Below are 14,928 nucleotides of genomic sequence, written 5' to 3' on the forward strand. Positions count from 1 at the left end.
CCTCCGGTTCGACCAAATGACCAAAGCCTCCGCCGCCCGCCCTCAGAAGTCATCGTTCCACGACGCCGAGAGCGTCCTGCGCGAGTCCGATCCGCGGCTCGGGCGCCTGATCGACGCGGTGGTCGAGCGGGCGGGACGGCAGCGATTCCCGCCCTCCCCCGCCGCGACGCACTTCGAGGCGCTCGCGCGTTCGATCGTTTACCAGCAGCTCTCCGGCAAGGCCGCCGCGACGATCTGGGGGCGCGTGGTCGGCGTCCTCGGGGGAGCGGTGACGCCCGAGCCGATCCTGTCCGCCGCCGACGAGACGCTACGCGCCGCGGGCTTGTCGAACTCGAAGGTCCGCTACGTGCGAGCCCTCGCCCGCGCCGTGCACGACGGCGAGGTCGATCTCGACCACGTGGAGTCGCTCCCCGACGACGCCGTGATCCGCACGCTGACCGCCGTCTCCGGCATCGGCGTCTGGACGGCGCAGATGTTCCTGATGTTCCGCCTGCACCGCCCGGACGTCCTCGCCACCGGCGATCTCGGGATCCAGAAGGGGCTCCAGATCGCGCACTGCCTGAAGAATCCGGCGGCGCCGGGCTACGTGCTGCGGGCCGGCTCCCGCTGGGCGCCGCATCGCAGCCTCGCTTGCCTCTACCTCTGGGCCGCGCTCGACCTGAAGGTCTCGCTCACCGAGGACTGAGAGGAGATCCGGTGGACTGGAATCCGACTCGCTACCTCACCTTCGAGGCGGAGCGCACAGCCCCCTTCGAGGACACCTTCGGCCTCGTGCATCCGCGCACCGGGATGCGGGTCGTGGACCTCGGCTGCGGTACCGGCGCCCTCACCGCGCAGCTCGCCGAGCGCCTGCCCGGAAGCCGGGTGCTCGGCGTCGACTCGTCGCCGGCGATGCTCGAGCGAGCGAAGCCGCTCGCGGGCCCGAACCTCCGCTTCGAACGAGGGGAGCTGCAAGCGCTCGAGGGCGAGTGGGATCTGATCTTCGCCCACGCCTCGCTCCAGTGGGTCGACGATCATCCCTCGCTCCTCGCCCGCCTGCGGGAGCGCCTCGCGCCGGGCGGCCAGCTCGTCGCGCAGGTCCCCGCCAACCACGGGCACTACACGCATGTCGAGCTCGCCTCGGTCGCGGGGGAGCCGCCATTCCGAGAGGCGTTCGCCGGATGGGCCCGCAAGTCCGCCGTGCTCGGGCCCTCGGAATACGCCCGACTCCTCTTCGACCTCGGCTTCGAAGCGATCGCCGTTCGGCTCGTCGTCTACCCTCACGTGCTGGCGGACGCCGACGCCCTGGTGGAGTGGATGCGCGGCACCGGCATGAGGCCCTATGTCGAGCGGCTGAAGGAGCCGCTTCGGCAAGCCTTCCTCGACCGGTACACCGAGGTCCTCCGGGAACGCGCCCCGGAGCGGCCCGTTTTCTTCCCTTTCGAGCGGATCCTCCTCGCCGGCACGCGCCCGGGGAACTGAAGACGGCTCGCGTCTACTGGTCGATCTCGCGCTTCGCGAGCTCCGCGATCGCCTTCAGGTCAAAGCGAATCTGGAGGGGACGGCCGTCCCGCCAGGCGCCGACGTGGATGTGCGGATGCCGCGACTGGCCGTTGTTTCCCACGAGCCCGATCGGCTGCCCCGCGGCCACCCGATCGCCGACTTGAACGCGGATCTCCTGGAGGTGGACGACCCACACGTGCACGCCGTCCGCGCGCTGGAGCTCCACGATCGTAGCCATGCCCTCTCCCAGCACGCCGGGCTCGTTCGTCTTCGGATTCTCGTGGATCTTCACGACCTCGCCGGAGATGGGCGACAGCACCTCCCGCCGCCAGCCGTACCAGTCCTCGTTCCGCGCCCCATCTCCGCGATATTTTCGAAGCCAGAGGCGGCCATTTTCCTCGACCAACCTGGCCACTACGCAGTCGCTGCCGAGGGCGTCCCCCGGTTCGCTGACCTGACCCGCCCAGTGCTCGTTGGTCTCGAACCTCGACGCGAAGATGGGATGCACCACCACCGCCTCGATCGACTCCGCGTCGTCGGCTCGGGACGTCGCTTCTCCGCGCGCGGGCGCCGTGGCGCAGCCAGGTAGAAGCGCCAAGGCGGCGCACGACATCGACACCAGCATTCGCGCGAGCTGCATTCGAGGAACCTCTCCGGACGACGAGTCGAGCCTTACAGGGTGTGTCACGGGGAACGATTCAACGTGAGCGGCGTCCAGGCGTCAACCCCAGGTCTTCGCATACACGCAGCGCCGCAGCCCGTATCTAGAGACATGCTCACGGCAACGTTTGGATTTTCAGGCGAAGAAGCGGGCGATAGCGTCCACCAGGCGCGCGCGGGCCTCCGGGCGCACGGCGAGATCCTGCCGGACCTCGAGCTCGAGCGCCTTCCGCCCGTGCGTGCCGGCGTGATGCTCGGCCGCGTAGATGAGCCCGGCCTTCCCGAGTAGGGCTCGTTCATCGCGGTCACGAAGCCCGCGGCCCGGATCGCGGCGGCCACCCCTTCGGCGAGCTCGTCCTGGGTGTCGAACAGGACCCCGACCTCCATCGGACGAATCGCGCCTTCGTACACCGGCGTGAACGTGTGGATGGAGAAGAGGACCGGCGCCCCGTGGGCGGCGAGGCGCGCGTCTAGAGCACGGTGATACGGCCGGTAGAACCGATCGATCCGCCGCGTGCGCTCGGCGTCGGTGAGATCGCGGTTCAGCGCGACGGCCGCCCCTTCCGCCTCCGCGCGGAAGAGGGTCTCCGAGTCTTCCGGCCTGTTCGGATCGACGAGGAGGCGGGAAAAGCGGGAGAGGACGGCAGGCGCCCTCATCGCTTCAGCGAGGTCGAAGACGAGCTCTCTCGCCCCGAGGTCGAAGGCCCAATGCGTCCCGACTAGACGCGCGTCGTCGCCGTGCCAGGCGTAGCCCTCGGGGAGGCGCTCGGACGCGTGCTCGCAGGTGAGGAAGACCGTGGCGTCCGGCGCGCCTTCCAGCGCCTCGTAGGCGTCCGTCACCTCGGAGATCACCACCTGCTTCGTGCGTCCGATCACCGCTTCCTCCTGCGCCCCCGAGCGAGCCAACGTTGTAGCCGCCGCGTTCCGGGGCGACAAGCCGGCGTCGGTCCGAGAGCCACCCAGTGGCCGCCGGCTCGCGCTACGCCGGCGGGCGCTGCGGCTCGACGGGCGCCAGCTCGGGCAGCAGGTGGTTCTCCCAGAGGGAGGTCGCGAACTGGGCGCGGAAGAAGCCGAAATGTCCGATCGCCTTGGCGCCGATGTCCTCCGGCGCGAGCCGCTTGTGGGTTTTCGGCGCACCGCCATAGAAGCGATGCATCGACTCGGTGTTCCGCCCGGACATCATCTCGTCGTCGGTGAAGGAGATCGTGGTGATCGGCGTTTCCACCGAAGCGAAGGCGGAGCGCGCTGCCTCCCCCTCGACGCCGACCGCGTAGTCCGGATGCAGGCACCAGCGCCGCCATTGCTCGATCACGCCCCGCGGCAGATCTCCGACCATGCCCAGGCGGTTGCCGGGGAAATAGCCAACCAGCGGCGTGACGAGCGGCGCCACCACGAACCAGAGCAGCCAGACGCGGCGCCTGAGCTCGGGGGTGTTCTCCCTCCAGTAGCCGCTGCCCGAAGCGATGGTCAGCATCCGGCTGATCCGCTGGCGGCCCCTCACGAACGGGATGATCTGCGCGCCCAGGCTGTGACCGATCCAGTAGAGCGGCCTCTCGCCGGTCTCGGCGGCGAGCGCGTCCAGGACGGCGCCGCAGTCGAAGCGCGCCCAATCGAGCACGTTCACGTCCAGGCGGCGCAGATCCATGGTCCGCGACTGCCCGATGCCGACGTAGTCGAAGGTCACCGTCAGGAAGCCGCGCTCCGCCAACCATCGGGCGAGGGCTGCGTAGAAGCGCTGTTCGACACCCATCGCCGGCGCGATCAACACCGAGCCGCGAGACTCGACGTCGGGTCGGAACCACCGGCTCGCGACGAGCTGGCCGTTCCCGTTGTCAATGAGTCGCTGTGGCTCGACCATGGGCTGCCTCCGGGACGGGACGAGCCGATGGTAGCTGCGCTCGCCCGACGTGACGATCGGACGAGCGCGAGGCGGGTCGAGTCGGCGACAGCGCCGATCGACGAGGCCGATCAGCCCGGCGAGACGGTCGCCGCCTGCGCGGCGCGCCGGGTCACCCGGGCGCCGAACACGGCGCCCGAGAGAAGCACCAGGGCGGCGATCAGGAAGGCCGAGCCGGGATGCGGCAGGAGCGCGTCCGGTCCAACGGAGGCCGCGTAGACGGAGCCGAAGAACAGGGGCGACAGCACGCCGGCGATGCTCCCGACGCTGGTGTTGGCCCCCTGGAGCTGACCCTGCTCGGATTCGGAGACATGCTGGGTCATCAGCGACTGAAGCGTCGGCATCGCCACGCCCCAGAGCGCGTTCGGGAGCACCGTCAGCGCGAACAGCCAACCGTTGGGCGCGAGGCCCATGCAGGCGATCCCGACCGCGCCCATCGAGAGACCGAAGACCATCGTCCGGCGGTCCCCGAGGCGCTTCGTGATCGGTCCGACCAGAAGGCCCTGCACGGCCATGTCCAGGACGCCGACCATGGCGAGCAGCATGCCGACCTGCCACGCGGTCCATCCGAAGCGATACCCGGCGTAGAGCACGAAGACCGCGGAGAAGACGTGGTGGGCGAAGTAGAGCAGGAAGTTCACCATGGCCAGGCCCGTCAGCTCCGCGTGCGTGCGGAGCAGCCGCAGCGCGCCCAGCGGGTTGGCGCGGCGCCAGGAGAACGCCATGCGCCGCTCGGGCGGCAGCGATTCGGGGAGGATGAACGCGCCATAGGCGAAGGAGACGGCGCTGAGCCCCGCCGCCACCCAGAACGGTGCGCGGGGCGACCACTCTCCGAGGACGCCGCCCAGCAACGGGCCGGCGACGAAGCCGGCGCTGAACGCGGCCCCGATCAACCCGTAGCCACGCGCGCGGTTCTCGGGCGCCGTGATGTCCGCCATGTAGGCGAACGCGGCGCTGAAGCTGGCCGAGGTGACGCCGGCGACGAGACGTCCAACCGCGAGCCACCAGAGGTTCGGCGCCAGCGCCATCAGCACGTAGTCGGCGGCGAGGCCGACGGTGGAGAGGAGGATCACCGGGCGGCGGCCGAAGCGATCCGAGAGCGAGCCGATGATCGGCGACGCGACGAACTGCATCAGGGCCCAAAGGGCGATGAAGATGCCGTTCATCACGCCGGCGCGGGCGTTGGAGCCGGAGAACTGCTCGATCAGCGTCGGCAGCACCGGGATGACGATGCCCATCGCCACGACGTCGAGCATCGCGGTGACGAGGATGAACGCGATCGCGGCTTTGCCGGCGCGAAAGGCGGGGGAAGACATGGCGGGTGATCCGAGGAGTGCGCGCGCAGTGGACGCGCGATGGAAGAGGAAGCGAGGCCGGTCGAGCGGTGTCAGGACGCGGTGTTCATGGGAGGCCTCGGCTTTCTCGGCCGAAGTCTACACGAGCCCACGGGACGGCAGAAAGACGATCTCGAGAGCGCGCTGAAGCTCCCCGGAACGACCCTCAACCGCCCGCGTGAAGCACCACCTTGATCGCTCGCTCACGGGACGCGGCGGCGAAGGTGTCGTAGGCCTTCATCATCTCCGTCAGCGCGTAGCGGTGGGTCGCCATCCGGGCGGGCTCGAGCTTTCCGGCGTTCACCATGTCGAGAAGCCGCGGCGTGCTGAAGGTGTCGACGAGGCCGGTCCGCAGCGTGATGTTTCGGATCCAGAGCTTCTGGAGCTCGAGCTGCACCGGCTTTCCGTGGACGCCCACGTTCGCGATGTGACCGCCAGCTGCCACGATCTGCTGGCAAAGGTCGAAGGTGGCCGGGATGCCAACCGCCTCGATGGCGACGTCGACGCCGTCGCCGCCCGTATGCTCGAGGATCGCTTTCACGACGTCCGGACGCCCGGCGTCGATGGTCTTCGTGGCGCCCAGGCTCCGCGCCACCTCCAGGCGGTTCGGATCGAGGTCGATCATCAGGAGCTCGGCGGGCGAGTAGAGCTGCGCCGTCACGAGCGCCGCGAGGCCGATGGGCCCGGCGCCGACAATGGCCACCACGTCGCCCGGCGCGACCTCGCCGTTCAGGACGCCCACCTCGAAGCCCGTGGGGAAGATGTCGCTGAGCATCACCATCGCTTCTTCGTTCGCGTCCTTCGGCAGCCGGTAGGTGCTCGTGTCCGCGAAGGGGATCCGCACGTGCTCCGCCTGCGTGCCGTCGATCAGATGCCCCAGGATCCAGCCGCCGTTGCGGCAATGCGAGTACATGCTCCGCTTGCAGAAGTCGCAGCGCCCGCAGGACGAGATGCAGGAGATCAGCACCTTGTCGCCGACGGCGACGTTGCTCACCGCCGAGCCGACCTCCTCGACGATCCCCACCCCCTCGTGGCCGAGGATCCGGCCGTCCTCCACCTCCGGGACGTCGCCCTTCAGGATGTGAAGGTCCGTGCCACAGATCGTGGTGGTGGTGATCCGGACGATCGCGTCCGTGGGCTCCTGCAGCTTGGGCTTCGGCTTCTCCTCCCAGCTTCGCTTTCCGGGGCCGTGGTAGACGAGCGCCTTCATCTTGCGATCCTCGTTGGCAGGAGACCGACGGTAGCCGGACCGAGCGCCGGAGCTCCACGACGCAGACGGGGGGCGAGGGCTTCGTCTGCCGAGGTCCCGTAACGATTTGACCTTTCCATCGTTGAAAGCCTCAGCGTGGCCGTTAGACAACGGATCGAGCCGAGGAGTCGACGAATGGAAACCTCCGGGACCACCCGCATCGAAGAGACCGTCAGCCTGCCCGTCGAGGGAATGAGCTGCGCCTCCTGCGTGGGCCGCGTGGAACGGGCGCTGAAGGCCGTCCCCGGAGTGGCCTCGGCCAGCGTGAACCTCGCCACCGAGCGCGCAGAGGTCACGCTCTCCGAGCCGATCGAGCGCGTGTCGCTCGTGCGGGCGATCGAGAGGGCCGGCTACATGGTCCCGGGCTACGTCCCTGGGCCGCTCGAAGGGTCCTCCGAGACCGACGGGGCAGAAGAGCGCCGCGCAGCGGCGGACCGAGCCCTCCGGCGCGACCTCCTCCTGGCCGTGGCCCTGACCTTGCCGAGCGTCGCGCTGGACATGGGCACGCATCTCTTCCCCGCCTTCCACCACCTCGTCGTGCGCGGGGTCGGCCTGCAGCTCAGCTGGTGGATCCAGTTCGCGCTGACCACGGCGGTGCTGATCGGCCCCGGCCAGCGCTTCTTCCGGACGGGGATCCCCGCGCTCCTGCGCCGTGCGCCGGACATGAGCTCCCTCGTCGCAGTCGGCACGACGGCGGCCTACGCCTTCTCGGTGGTGGCGACCTTCGCCCCCTCCCTCCTCCCGGAAGGCACGGTCCACGTCTACTACGAGGCGGCCGCTCTAATCGTCACCCTGATCCTCTTCGGCCGCTTCCTGGAGGCGCGCGCCAAGGGGCGGACCTCCGAGGCGATCAAGCGCCTGATCGGCCTGCAGCCGAAGACCGCGCGCGTCCGAAGGGGCCGACGCGTCGTGGAGATCGCCGTGGCGAACGTCTCCCCCGGAGACCTGGTCGAGGTTCGCCCCGGCGAGCGGGTTCCCGTCGACGGCGAGGTCGTCGAAGGCGGGAGCTTCATCGACGAGTCCATGATCACCGGCGAGCCCGTCCCGGTAGAGAAGCGCCCTGGCGCCCGGGTCGTGGGCGGCACGATCAACCAGACCGGCGCATTCGCCTTCCGGGCCACCGCCGTCGGCGGCCAGACCGTCCTCGCCCAGATCATCCGCATGGTGGAGCAGGCGCAGGGCTCGAAGCTCCCGGTCCAGGCCGTGGTGGACAAGGTGACGATGTGGTTCGTTCCCGCCGTCATGGCGGCGGCTGGGATCACGTTTGTCGCCTGGCTGGTCTGGGGCCCCGAGCCCGCCCTCACCTTCGGCCTCGTCAACGCGGTCGCGGTGCTGATCGTCGCGTGCCCCTGCTCCATGGGCCTGGCCACGCCGACCTCGATCATGGTGGGCACCGGCCGCGGCGCCGAGCTGGGCGTCCTCTTCCGGAAGGGCGAAGCCCTGCAGCTCCTCCAGGAGGCCAAGGTCGTCGCCGTCGACAAGACCGGAACCCTCACCGAGGGGAGGCCCGCGCTCACCGATCTCGAGGTGGCGGACGGCTTCGATCGGGTCGAGGTGCTGGCGAAGATCGCCGCCGTCGAGAACAATTCCGAGCATCCCATCGCCCGCGCGATCGTCGATGCGGCCGGAGGCCTCTCCCTTCCGGTGGTCGAGGGCTTCGAGTCCGTGACCGGTTTCGGCGTCGCCGCCCGGGTGGGCGACACCCGGGTCGCGATCGGCGCCGATCGTTACATGAAGCGGCTCGGCCTCGATCCCTCCGCGTTCGCGGACGTCGCGCGGCGGCTGGGCGACGAAGGGAAGACGCCGCTCTACGCCGCCATCGACGGCAGGCTCGCCTGCATCCTCGCCGTGGCCGATTCCATCAAGGAGTCCACGCCGAGGGCGATCGCGGCCCTGCACGCGCTCGGCCTGAAGGTCGCCATGATCACGGGCGACAGCCGCCGCACCGCCGAGGCGATCGCCAGGCGCCTCGGGATCGACGAGGTCGTCGCGGAGGTCCTCCCGAGGGCAAGGTGGAGGCGGTCCGCCGGCTGAAGGCGGAGCACGGCCGGCTGGCCTTCGTCGGCGACGGGATCAACGACGCGCCGGCGCTCGCCGAAGCCGACGTCGGCCTCGCGATCGGCACCGGCACCGACGTCGCCATCGAGGCGGCGGACATGGTGCTGATGTCGGGGAGCCTGGAGGGCGTGCCGAACGCGATCGCCTTGTCTGCATCGACGATTCGGAACATCCGGCAGAACCTCTTCTGGGCGTTCGCGTACAACGTCTCGCTGATCCCGATCGCAGCCGGCGTCCTCTACCCGGTGAACGGCGTGCTGCTGTCCCCGATCTTCGCCGCCGGCGCCATGGCGCTCTCCAGCGTCTTCGTCCTCGGCAACGCGCTGCGGCTGCGCCGCTTCCACCCGTGAGATTGGGTCGCGGCGCGTCCGCGACTCGTCTATTTTTCGGACCATGCTTGGACCCACGCTCTACACCGACCGCCTGATCCTCCGCCCGCCAGTCCGGGAAGACCTCGACGGATGGGCGGCCTTCATGGCCGACCCGGAGAGCGCCCGCTTCGTAGGCGGCCTACAGTCCCGCCACGGCTCCTGGCGCGGCCTGGCGGCGGTCACTGGCTCCTGGGCGCTGCAGGGCTTCGGCATGTTCTCCGTCATCGAGAGGGCGAGCGGCCGGTGGATGGGCCGCCTGGGCCCCTGGCAGCCGGAGGAATGGCCCGGCACCGAGGTCGGGTGGGGCCTCGCTCGCGAGGCCTGGGGCAAGGGCTACGCCACCGAGGGCTCTGCCGCAGCCATCGACTGGGCCTTCGAGCGCCTCGGCTGGACCGAGGTGATCCACACCATCGACCCCGCCAACGAGGGTTCGAGGAAGGTGGCGGCGCGGCTCGGCTCGACCCTCCTCAGGCTCGGCCGGCTCCCGGCTCCCTTCGACAACGTCGAGATGGAGATCTGGGGCCAGAGCCGCGACGCGTGGAGAGCGAGACGGCGGGCTTGACGGCGCCACCGCTTCGTCGCGATCTGGGCCGCCCATGAAGACACCGTCGACGCGCCGCCTGACGCTGGTGCTCGGAACCCTCTCCGCTATCGGCCCCTTCTCCATCGACATGTACCTGCCGAGCTTCCCCACGCTCGCGCGCTCGCTCGGCACCTCGGTGTCGTCGGTGCAGCTGACTCTCGCGACCTACCTCGCGGGACTCGCGGCCGGACAGCTCCTCTACGGCCCCCTGGCGGATCGCCTCGGCAGGCGCACGCCCCTCCTCGCAGGCCTTGCGCTCTACGTCGCGGCCTCCCTCGCCTGTGCGGCTGCGCCGGACCTGCCCTTCCTCGCGGCGGCCCGCTTCGTCCAGGCGCTGGGCGGATGCGCCGGAATGGTGATCGCGCGCGCCGTGGTCCGGGACTTCTTCGACGAGCGGGAGTCGGCGCGGCTCTACTCGTCGCTGATGCTGGTGATGGGTGCAGCGCCCATCCTCGCGCCGCTGGTCGGTGGCCAGCTCCTCGCCCACGCCGGCTGGCGGGCGATCTTCGTCACCCTCGCCGGCATCGGCGCGGCCATGTTCACCCTCGTGGCGACGTCGCTGCCCGAGAGCCTCCCCGTCGACGCGCGCCGACGCCAGGGCTTCCGCGAGATCGCGCGCTCCCTCGGCGAGCTCCTGCGCCAGCTTCCCTTCGTTCGCCTCAGCCTCGCCGGCGGCGCGATGCAGGCGGCGATGTTCGCGTACATCGCCGGGTCGCCCTTCGTCTTCATCGAGCTCCACGGCGTCCCCGCCGAGCGCTTCGGGCTCATCTTCGGCACCAACGCCTTTGGCCTGATCGCGGCCTCGCAGATCAACCGCTGGCTGGTTCCCCGCCTCGGCGTCCTTCGGGTCCTCCGCACGGCCATCGCCGGTGCAGCGCTCGCCTACGTGGGCCTCCTGATCGCCGCCGGCAGCGGCGCGGGCCTGCCGGTGATCCTCCCCCTGATCTTCGTGGGCATCGCGTCCGTTGGCTTCGCGCTGCCGAACTCCACCGCCCTCGCAATGGCGCCCCAGGGCAAGCGCGCGGGCCTCGCCTCGGCGCTCCTCGGGACCCTGCAGACCACCTGCGGCGCTCTCGCCTCTACCTTGGTGAGCGCGCTGGCGGACGGCTCCGCTCAGCCCATGGCGGCGGTCATGCTCGGTTGCGGACTCCTCGCCCTCGTCGCCGCCGCCCCCTTCGGCTGGAAGGGCATCTCTTCCGAGCGGGGCGAGCTTCGGCCGAGCTCGTAGCCTCGAGCTGGTCAGGTGTCGGCTACTGGCTCTTCGACACCTGCTGACGGTTTGCGGTTCGAACACATGGGCTATGATCGGACGAGGAGGTCCCGATGCCGCCCAAGGAACCCAAGCCCCGCTCCAAGGCAAAGACGAAGGCAGGCGACGGCCGAACCGCTCCCGCCGTCGTCGCCTTCCTGCAGGGCCTCGAGCATCCGCTGAAGGGCGAGCTCGACCGGCTGCGCCAGCTCATCCTCGGACTCGACCCCGCGATCCACGAAGAGATCAAGTGGAACGCGCCCAGCTTCCGCACAGAGGATCACTTCGCCACCTTCCACCTCCGCGCGAAGGACCGCCTCTCCCTCATCCTGCACACGGGCGCCAAAGTGAAAGGCGCCGCCACCACGGGTGTACAGGTAGCCGATCCCGACCGCATCCTGGATTGGCTCGCAAAGGATCGAGCGGTCGTGACGATCCGAAGCGCCGAGGAGCTCGAAGCGAAGCGCGGCGCTCTCGAAGCGCTCTTGCGGAACTGGATCCGTGCCCTGCCCAGTCGAGGTGAGTCGTGAGCAGTCCGATCGTTCCTTGTCTCTGGTTCGACGATCAGGCCGAGGAAGCCGCAAGCTTCTATACGAAGACCTTCCCCAAGGGTCGCGTCACGGCCGTGTCGCACTATTCGGAGTCCCGCGACAACCCCGGCGGCAAACCGCGCGGGAGCGTCCTCACGGTGGAGTTCGAGATCGCCGGGCAGCGCTTCACCGCGCTCAACGGCGGACCCATTTTCGTCATCAATCCGAGCATCTCGTTCTTCGCCCACGTCGACGAGGTGGGCGAGGCCGAGCGACTCTTCGGCTTGCTCTCCGACGGCGGCGACGTGCTCATGCCCTTCGGCTCCTATCCCTGGAGCGAGGGATTCGGCTGGGCGAAGGATCGCTTCGGCGTCTCGTGGCAGGTGATCGCGGGTCGGCGCGCGCCCGGCAGTGCCTCGATCGTGCCGTGCCTGATGTTCACGGACGCCCAGAAGGGGAAAGCGAACGAGGCGATGGAGGCCTATGTCCGCATCTTCCCCGGCGGAAAGATCCAGAGCGTGGAGCGCTACGCCGCCGGCGAGGGACCGACGGGCACCGTCAAGCACGCGCGATTCGTCGTGGCCGGCCAGGACCTGATCGCGATGGACAGCCCCATCGAGCACGGCTTCGGGTTCAACGGAGCAGTCTCGCTGCAGGTGATGTGCAAGGACCAGGGCGAGGTGGACCGCTACTGGGAGGCGCTCTCGGAAGGAGGCGAGCGCGGCCCCTGCGGATGGCTGAAGGATCGCTTCGGCCTCTCCTGGCAGATCGTCCCGATCGCCATGGTCGAGTGGATGGCCAGCCGGGACGCCGCGGCACGCGACCGAGCGTTCGAGGCGATGTTGGGCATGAAAAAGCTCGATGTCGCCGCACTCCAGGCGGCGTTCGAGGGGCGGTGACCCGTCAGGCGCTCGTGATGTGGAAGATGTTCCCGTCCGGATCCTTGAACCACGCCATCTTCCGGCCGTCCGCCACGTGGAAGTCGCCCTCTCGCTTGAGCCCCGGCATGTCGTAGTGCTCGAATCGGACGCCACGGGATCCGAGCCAGCGCATGACGGCGTCGAAGTCGTTGCCGACCCTCCACGCAAGCGCGGTGGCCTTGTTCGTGCCGGCGTATTCCGACTGGTAGACGATGATCTCGGTGTGTCCCGCCTTGTAGACGACCGCTCCGCCGCCTACGTCGGCTACGCGGGTCAGGCCAAGGGTGCCCTCGTAGAAGGCCTTCGCGCTCTTCACATCCCGCACGGCAAGGCTCGCGATCGCATCCCGCTCCGCCAGCATCCCGGCCTCCTCCCTTCGATGGGTCGAGCGAAATCTGGCCACCGCCCCGCAGGCGGCAACCGAGCCGGATCGAGGACGCTCGGACGGCCTCAGAGCAACGAAGCGAGCACCTCGAGCTGGAGCCTGAGCTTGCGGGCTTCGTCATCCCGCCCCAGCGCCGCATACGTCTCGGCCGCCTCGCGCCTCTCCTGCATCTCGCGCTCGACGATCGCGGCCACCGCTTCCGGGCTCAGCACCCGTCGCGCGACCTCGCCTGCGCCGACCCCCGCGACGCCGCCAGCGATCACGCCGTGCTGAACCGGCGGGGCCGCGCTCGAGTCCGCCGCTTCGGCGTTGTCGATTGCCGCCAGCGTCTCGCGAATTACTGCCACCGCGTGCGATTGCCGAGCACGGAGCGCTTCTCGCAACGCCGCGCGCAACAAGCTCTTCCACTCCTCGACGCCTCTCATCCTTGATCCTCCGGGGTACGGTTTCCGCTCATAACGCCAGCTTGCCCAGCGCGCATCATTGGACGCCCCACCCCACGCGGAACTCGGTTGACTCCTGGGCCGGCGAGCCACTAAGAGGCGCGCGCGTTGATACGGGGAGTATCAGGGGAGAAACATCATGCGCGCACGTCTCGTCCTACCCATGCTCGTGGCCGCCCTCTTGGCCGGCTGCGAATCCACCGAAAACCCAACAGAGCCGGCCTGCGATTCCGCGGAGTGCGCCCTGGACTGCGCGGACGTGGTCGGCGGAACCGCCTACCTCGACGAATGCGGCACCTGCGTAGGCGGCACCACCGAGCTGGAACCGTGCACGCTGGACTGCAACGGCGACCAGGACGGCACGGCCTTCCGCGACGAGTGCGGCAAGTGCGTCGGCGGCAACACCGAGCTCGAGCCCTGCACGCTGGACTGCAACGGAGATCAGGACGGCACGGCCTTCCGCGACGAGTGCGGCAACTGCGTCGGCGGCAACACCGAGCTCGAGCCCTGCACGCTGGACTGCAACGGCGACCAGAACGGCACCGCCTTCCGCGACGAGTGCGGCAAGTGCGTCGGCGGCAACACCGACCTCGAGCCCTGCGCGCAGGACTGCAGCGGCGAGTGGGGCGGCACCGCCTTCCGCGATGAATGTGCTGCCTGCGTGGGCGGAACGACCGGTCTCGAGCCCTGCGCCCAGGACTGCAACGGCGATTGGGGCGGTTCCGCCCTCGTCGACGAGTGCGACGTGTGCGCGCGCGGCAACACCGACCTCGAGCCCTGCGCCCAGGACTGCAACGACGATTGGGGCGGCACCGCTGCCATCGACGGTTGCGGCGAGTGCGCTGGCGGAAACACCGGCATCGATCCCTGCATCCTGGACTGCAATGGCGACCGGGACGGCACCGCTACCCTCGACGAGTGCGGCGCCTGCGTGGGAGGCGAGACCGGCCTCGAGCCTTGCGTAATGGACTGCAACGGCGACCGGGACGGCACCGCTACCCTCGACGAGTGCGGCGCCTGTGTGGGAGGCGAGACCGGCCTCGAGCCTTGCTTCAAGGACTGCAACGGCGACCGGGATGGCACCGCCTTCGTCGACGAGTGCGGCGCCTGCGTAGAAGGCGAGACCGGCCTCGAGCCCTGTCTTCTGGACTGCAACGGTGTCCCCGGCGGCTCCGCAGCCTTCGACGGCTGCGGCGTGTGCGCGGGCGGCAACACCCGCATCGAGCCTTGCGAGACCTGGTGCGGCGCGACGATGGTCAGCCTGGCCGATCTTGGCCGGATCCACGCGGGGTATTTCTCGGAGGTGAGCACCAGCGAATCGCCGTTCGGTCACATCCTGGTGGCGAACGCAGGCCTCTTTTGGCTCCAGCTCGAAGGCGGGCCGTCGATCTGGCTGCCTGCAGGCCGCTACGTGGCCGACTTCCGACTCATGCAATCGGAGAGCTCGAACACGAGCATGGGCGTGCGCCCGACGAACGGCGCCGACTGCATCGTCGGCGGCGGCCTGTCCTGGACCTCACCGGGCGAGCTGTCCTGGAGTACGACGCCCGCCATCCCCTTCGAGGTCACTTCGTCTGACTGCCGGGTTCAGCTCTACGTCAATGACTTCAACTCGACCTACAAGTTCGGTTGGAGGTTCGACTGGGCCCGCATCCGCCGGACGTGCGACGCCGACGCCGACTGCCCGAGCCTCGACAGCGGCGCGGTCTCCGGCACGTGTGTCGAGTCCGTGTGCTCCTACGCCCCGGAATGCGTCGGCCCCTGAGC

General features: G+C 69.5%; 16 protein-coding genes. 9 read left to right on the forward strand and 7 right to left on the reverse strand.

Features of this window, described 5'->3' with window-relative positions; genetic code table 11:
- Positions 1 to 16: 16 nt before the first annotated feature.
- Both AKJ08_RS14360 and AKJ08_RS14365 read left to right on the forward strand, forming a co-directional pair.
- Positions 17 to 685: a DNA-3-methyladenine glycosylase family protein gene (locus tag AKJ08_RS14360; protein WP_050726693.1), complete on the forward strand. Its 669-nt coding sequence runs from the start codon at positions 17 to 19 to the stop codon at positions 683 to 685.
- An 11-nt stretch (positions 686 to 696) separates the two neighbouring features.
- Positions 697 to 1,461, forward strand: a complete 765-nt coding sequence (locus AKJ08_RS14365; RefSeq protein WP_050726694.1) for a methyltransferase domain-containing protein — start codon at positions 697 to 699, stop codon at positions 1,459 to 1,461.
- Positions 1,462 to 1,474: 13 nt separating this feature from the next.
- Here AKJ08_RS14365 and AKJ08_RS14370 read toward each other — a convergent pair whose 3' ends face one another.
- From AKJ08_RS14370 to AKJ08_RS14390, 5 genes are all read right to left on the reverse strand, one after another.
- Positions 1,475 to 2,122, reverse strand: coding sequence for a M23 family metallopeptidase (locus AKJ08_RS14370; protein ID WP_050726695.1), 648 nt, complete (start codon positions 2,120 to 2,122; stop codon positions 1,475 to 1,477).
- Positions 2,123 to 2,166: 44 nt separating this feature from the next.
- Positions 2,167 to 3,018, reverse strand: coding sequence for an N-formylglutamate amidohydrolase (locus AKJ08_RS14375; RefSeq protein WP_050726696.1), 852 nt, complete (start codon positions 3,016 to 3,018; stop codon positions 2,167 to 2,169).
- Positions 3,019 to 3,121: 103 nt separating this feature from the next.
- A complete protein-coding gene (locus AKJ08_RS14380) occupies positions 3,122 to 4,000 on the reverse strand; it encodes an alpha/beta hydrolase family protein (RefSeq protein WP_050726697.1) in 879 nt (292 codons plus the stop codon).
- A gap of 110 nt (positions 4,001 to 4,110) precedes the next feature.
- Complete coding sequence (locus AKJ08_RS14385) at positions 4,111 to 5,355, reverse strand: TCR/Tet family MFS transporter (protein WP_050726698.1); 1,245 nt, start codon at positions 5,353 to 5,355, stop codon at positions 4,111 to 4,113.
- 184 nt (positions 5,356 to 5,539) lie between these two features.
- Positions 5,540 to 6,583, reverse strand: coding sequence for a zinc-dependent alcohol dehydrogenase family protein (locus AKJ08_RS14390; RefSeq protein WP_050726699.1), 1,044 nt, complete (start codon positions 6,581 to 6,583; stop codon positions 5,540 to 5,542).
- A gap of 174 nt (positions 6,584 to 6,757) precedes the next feature.
- On the opposite strand from AKJ08_RS14390, the gene AKJ08_RS14395 reads away from it, so the two are divergent.
- The 6 genes from AKJ08_RS14395 (at position 6,758) to AKJ08_RS14415 (ending at position 12,312) form a co-directional block, all read left to right on the forward strand.
- On the forward strand, positions 6,758 to 8,656 hold the full coding sequence (locus AKJ08_RS14395) for a heavy metal translocating P-type ATPase (RefSeq protein WP_276202171.1): 1,899 nt from the start codon (positions 6,758 to 6,760) through the stop codon (positions 8,654 to 8,656).
- Positions 8,635 to 9,030 (forward strand): HAD-IC family P-type ATPase, encoded by a 396-nt coding sequence (locus AKJ08_RS21050; protein ID WP_276202172.1) that lies wholly within the window; start codon positions 8,635 to 8,637, stop codon positions 9,028 to 9,030. Before AKJ08_RS14395 ends, AKJ08_RS21050 begins: the two co-directional genes overlap by 22 nt.
- 43 nt (positions 9,031 to 9,073) lie before the next feature.
- Positions 9,074 to 9,613 (forward strand): GNAT family N-acetyltransferase, encoded by a 540-nt coding sequence (locus AKJ08_RS14400; RefSeq protein WP_050726700.1) that lies wholly within the window; start codon positions 9,074 to 9,076, stop codon positions 9,611 to 9,613.
- 34 nt (positions 9,614 to 9,647) lie between these two features.
- Complete coding sequence (locus tag AKJ08_RS14405; protein ID WP_050726701.1) at positions 9,648 to 10,862, forward strand: multidrug effflux MFS transporter; 1,215 nt, start codon at positions 9,648 to 9,650, stop codon at positions 10,860 to 10,862.
- A gap of 95 nt (positions 10,863 to 10,957) precedes the next feature.
- Entirely contained in the window at positions 10,958 to 11,413 is a 456-nt protein-coding gene (locus AKJ08_RS14410) for a DUF1801 domain-containing protein (RefSeq protein ID WP_082343203.1), read from the forward strand.
- Positions 11,410 to 12,312 carry a VOC family protein gene (locus AKJ08_RS14415; RefSeq protein WP_050726702.1) on the forward strand — a complete coding sequence of 301 codons (903 nt, stop codon included), beginning with the start codon at positions 11,410 to 11,412 and terminating at the stop codon, positions 12,310 to 12,312. Before AKJ08_RS14410 ends, AKJ08_RS14415 begins: the two co-directional genes overlap by 4 nt.
- Before the next feature lie 4 nt (positions 12,313 to 12,316).
- On the opposite strand, the gene AKJ08_RS14420 is transcribed toward AKJ08_RS14415, so the two are convergent.
- Both AKJ08_RS14420 and AKJ08_RS14425 read right to left on the reverse strand, forming a co-directional pair.
- On the reverse strand, positions 12,317 to 12,694 hold the full coding sequence (locus AKJ08_RS14420) for a VOC family protein (protein ID WP_050726703.1): 378 nt from the start codon (positions 12,692 to 12,694) through the stop codon (positions 12,317 to 12,319).
- Between the two features lie 89 nt (positions 12,695 to 12,783).
- Positions 12,784 to 13,143 (reverse strand): GatB/YqeY domain-containing protein, encoded by a 360-nt coding sequence (locus AKJ08_RS14425; protein ID WP_050726704.1) that lies wholly within the window; start codon positions 13,141 to 13,143, stop codon positions 12,784 to 12,786.
- A gap of 157 nt (positions 13,144 to 13,300) precedes the next feature.
- On the opposite strand from AKJ08_RS14425, the gene AKJ08_RS14430 reads away from it, so the two are divergent.
- Positions 13,301 to 14,926: a hypothetical protein gene (locus tag AKJ08_RS14430; protein ID WP_157370708.1), complete on the forward strand. Its 1,626-nt coding sequence runs from the start codon at positions 13,301 to 13,303 to the stop codon at positions 14,924 to 14,926.
- Positions 14,927 to 14,928 lie beyond the last annotated feature (2 nt).

This window comes from Vulgatibacter incomptus (genome assembly GCF_001263175.1).
In the GTDB taxonomy this organism is placed as follows: Bacteria; Myxococcota; Myxococcia; order Myxococcales; family Vulgatibacteraceae; genus Vulgatibacter; species Vulgatibacter incomptus.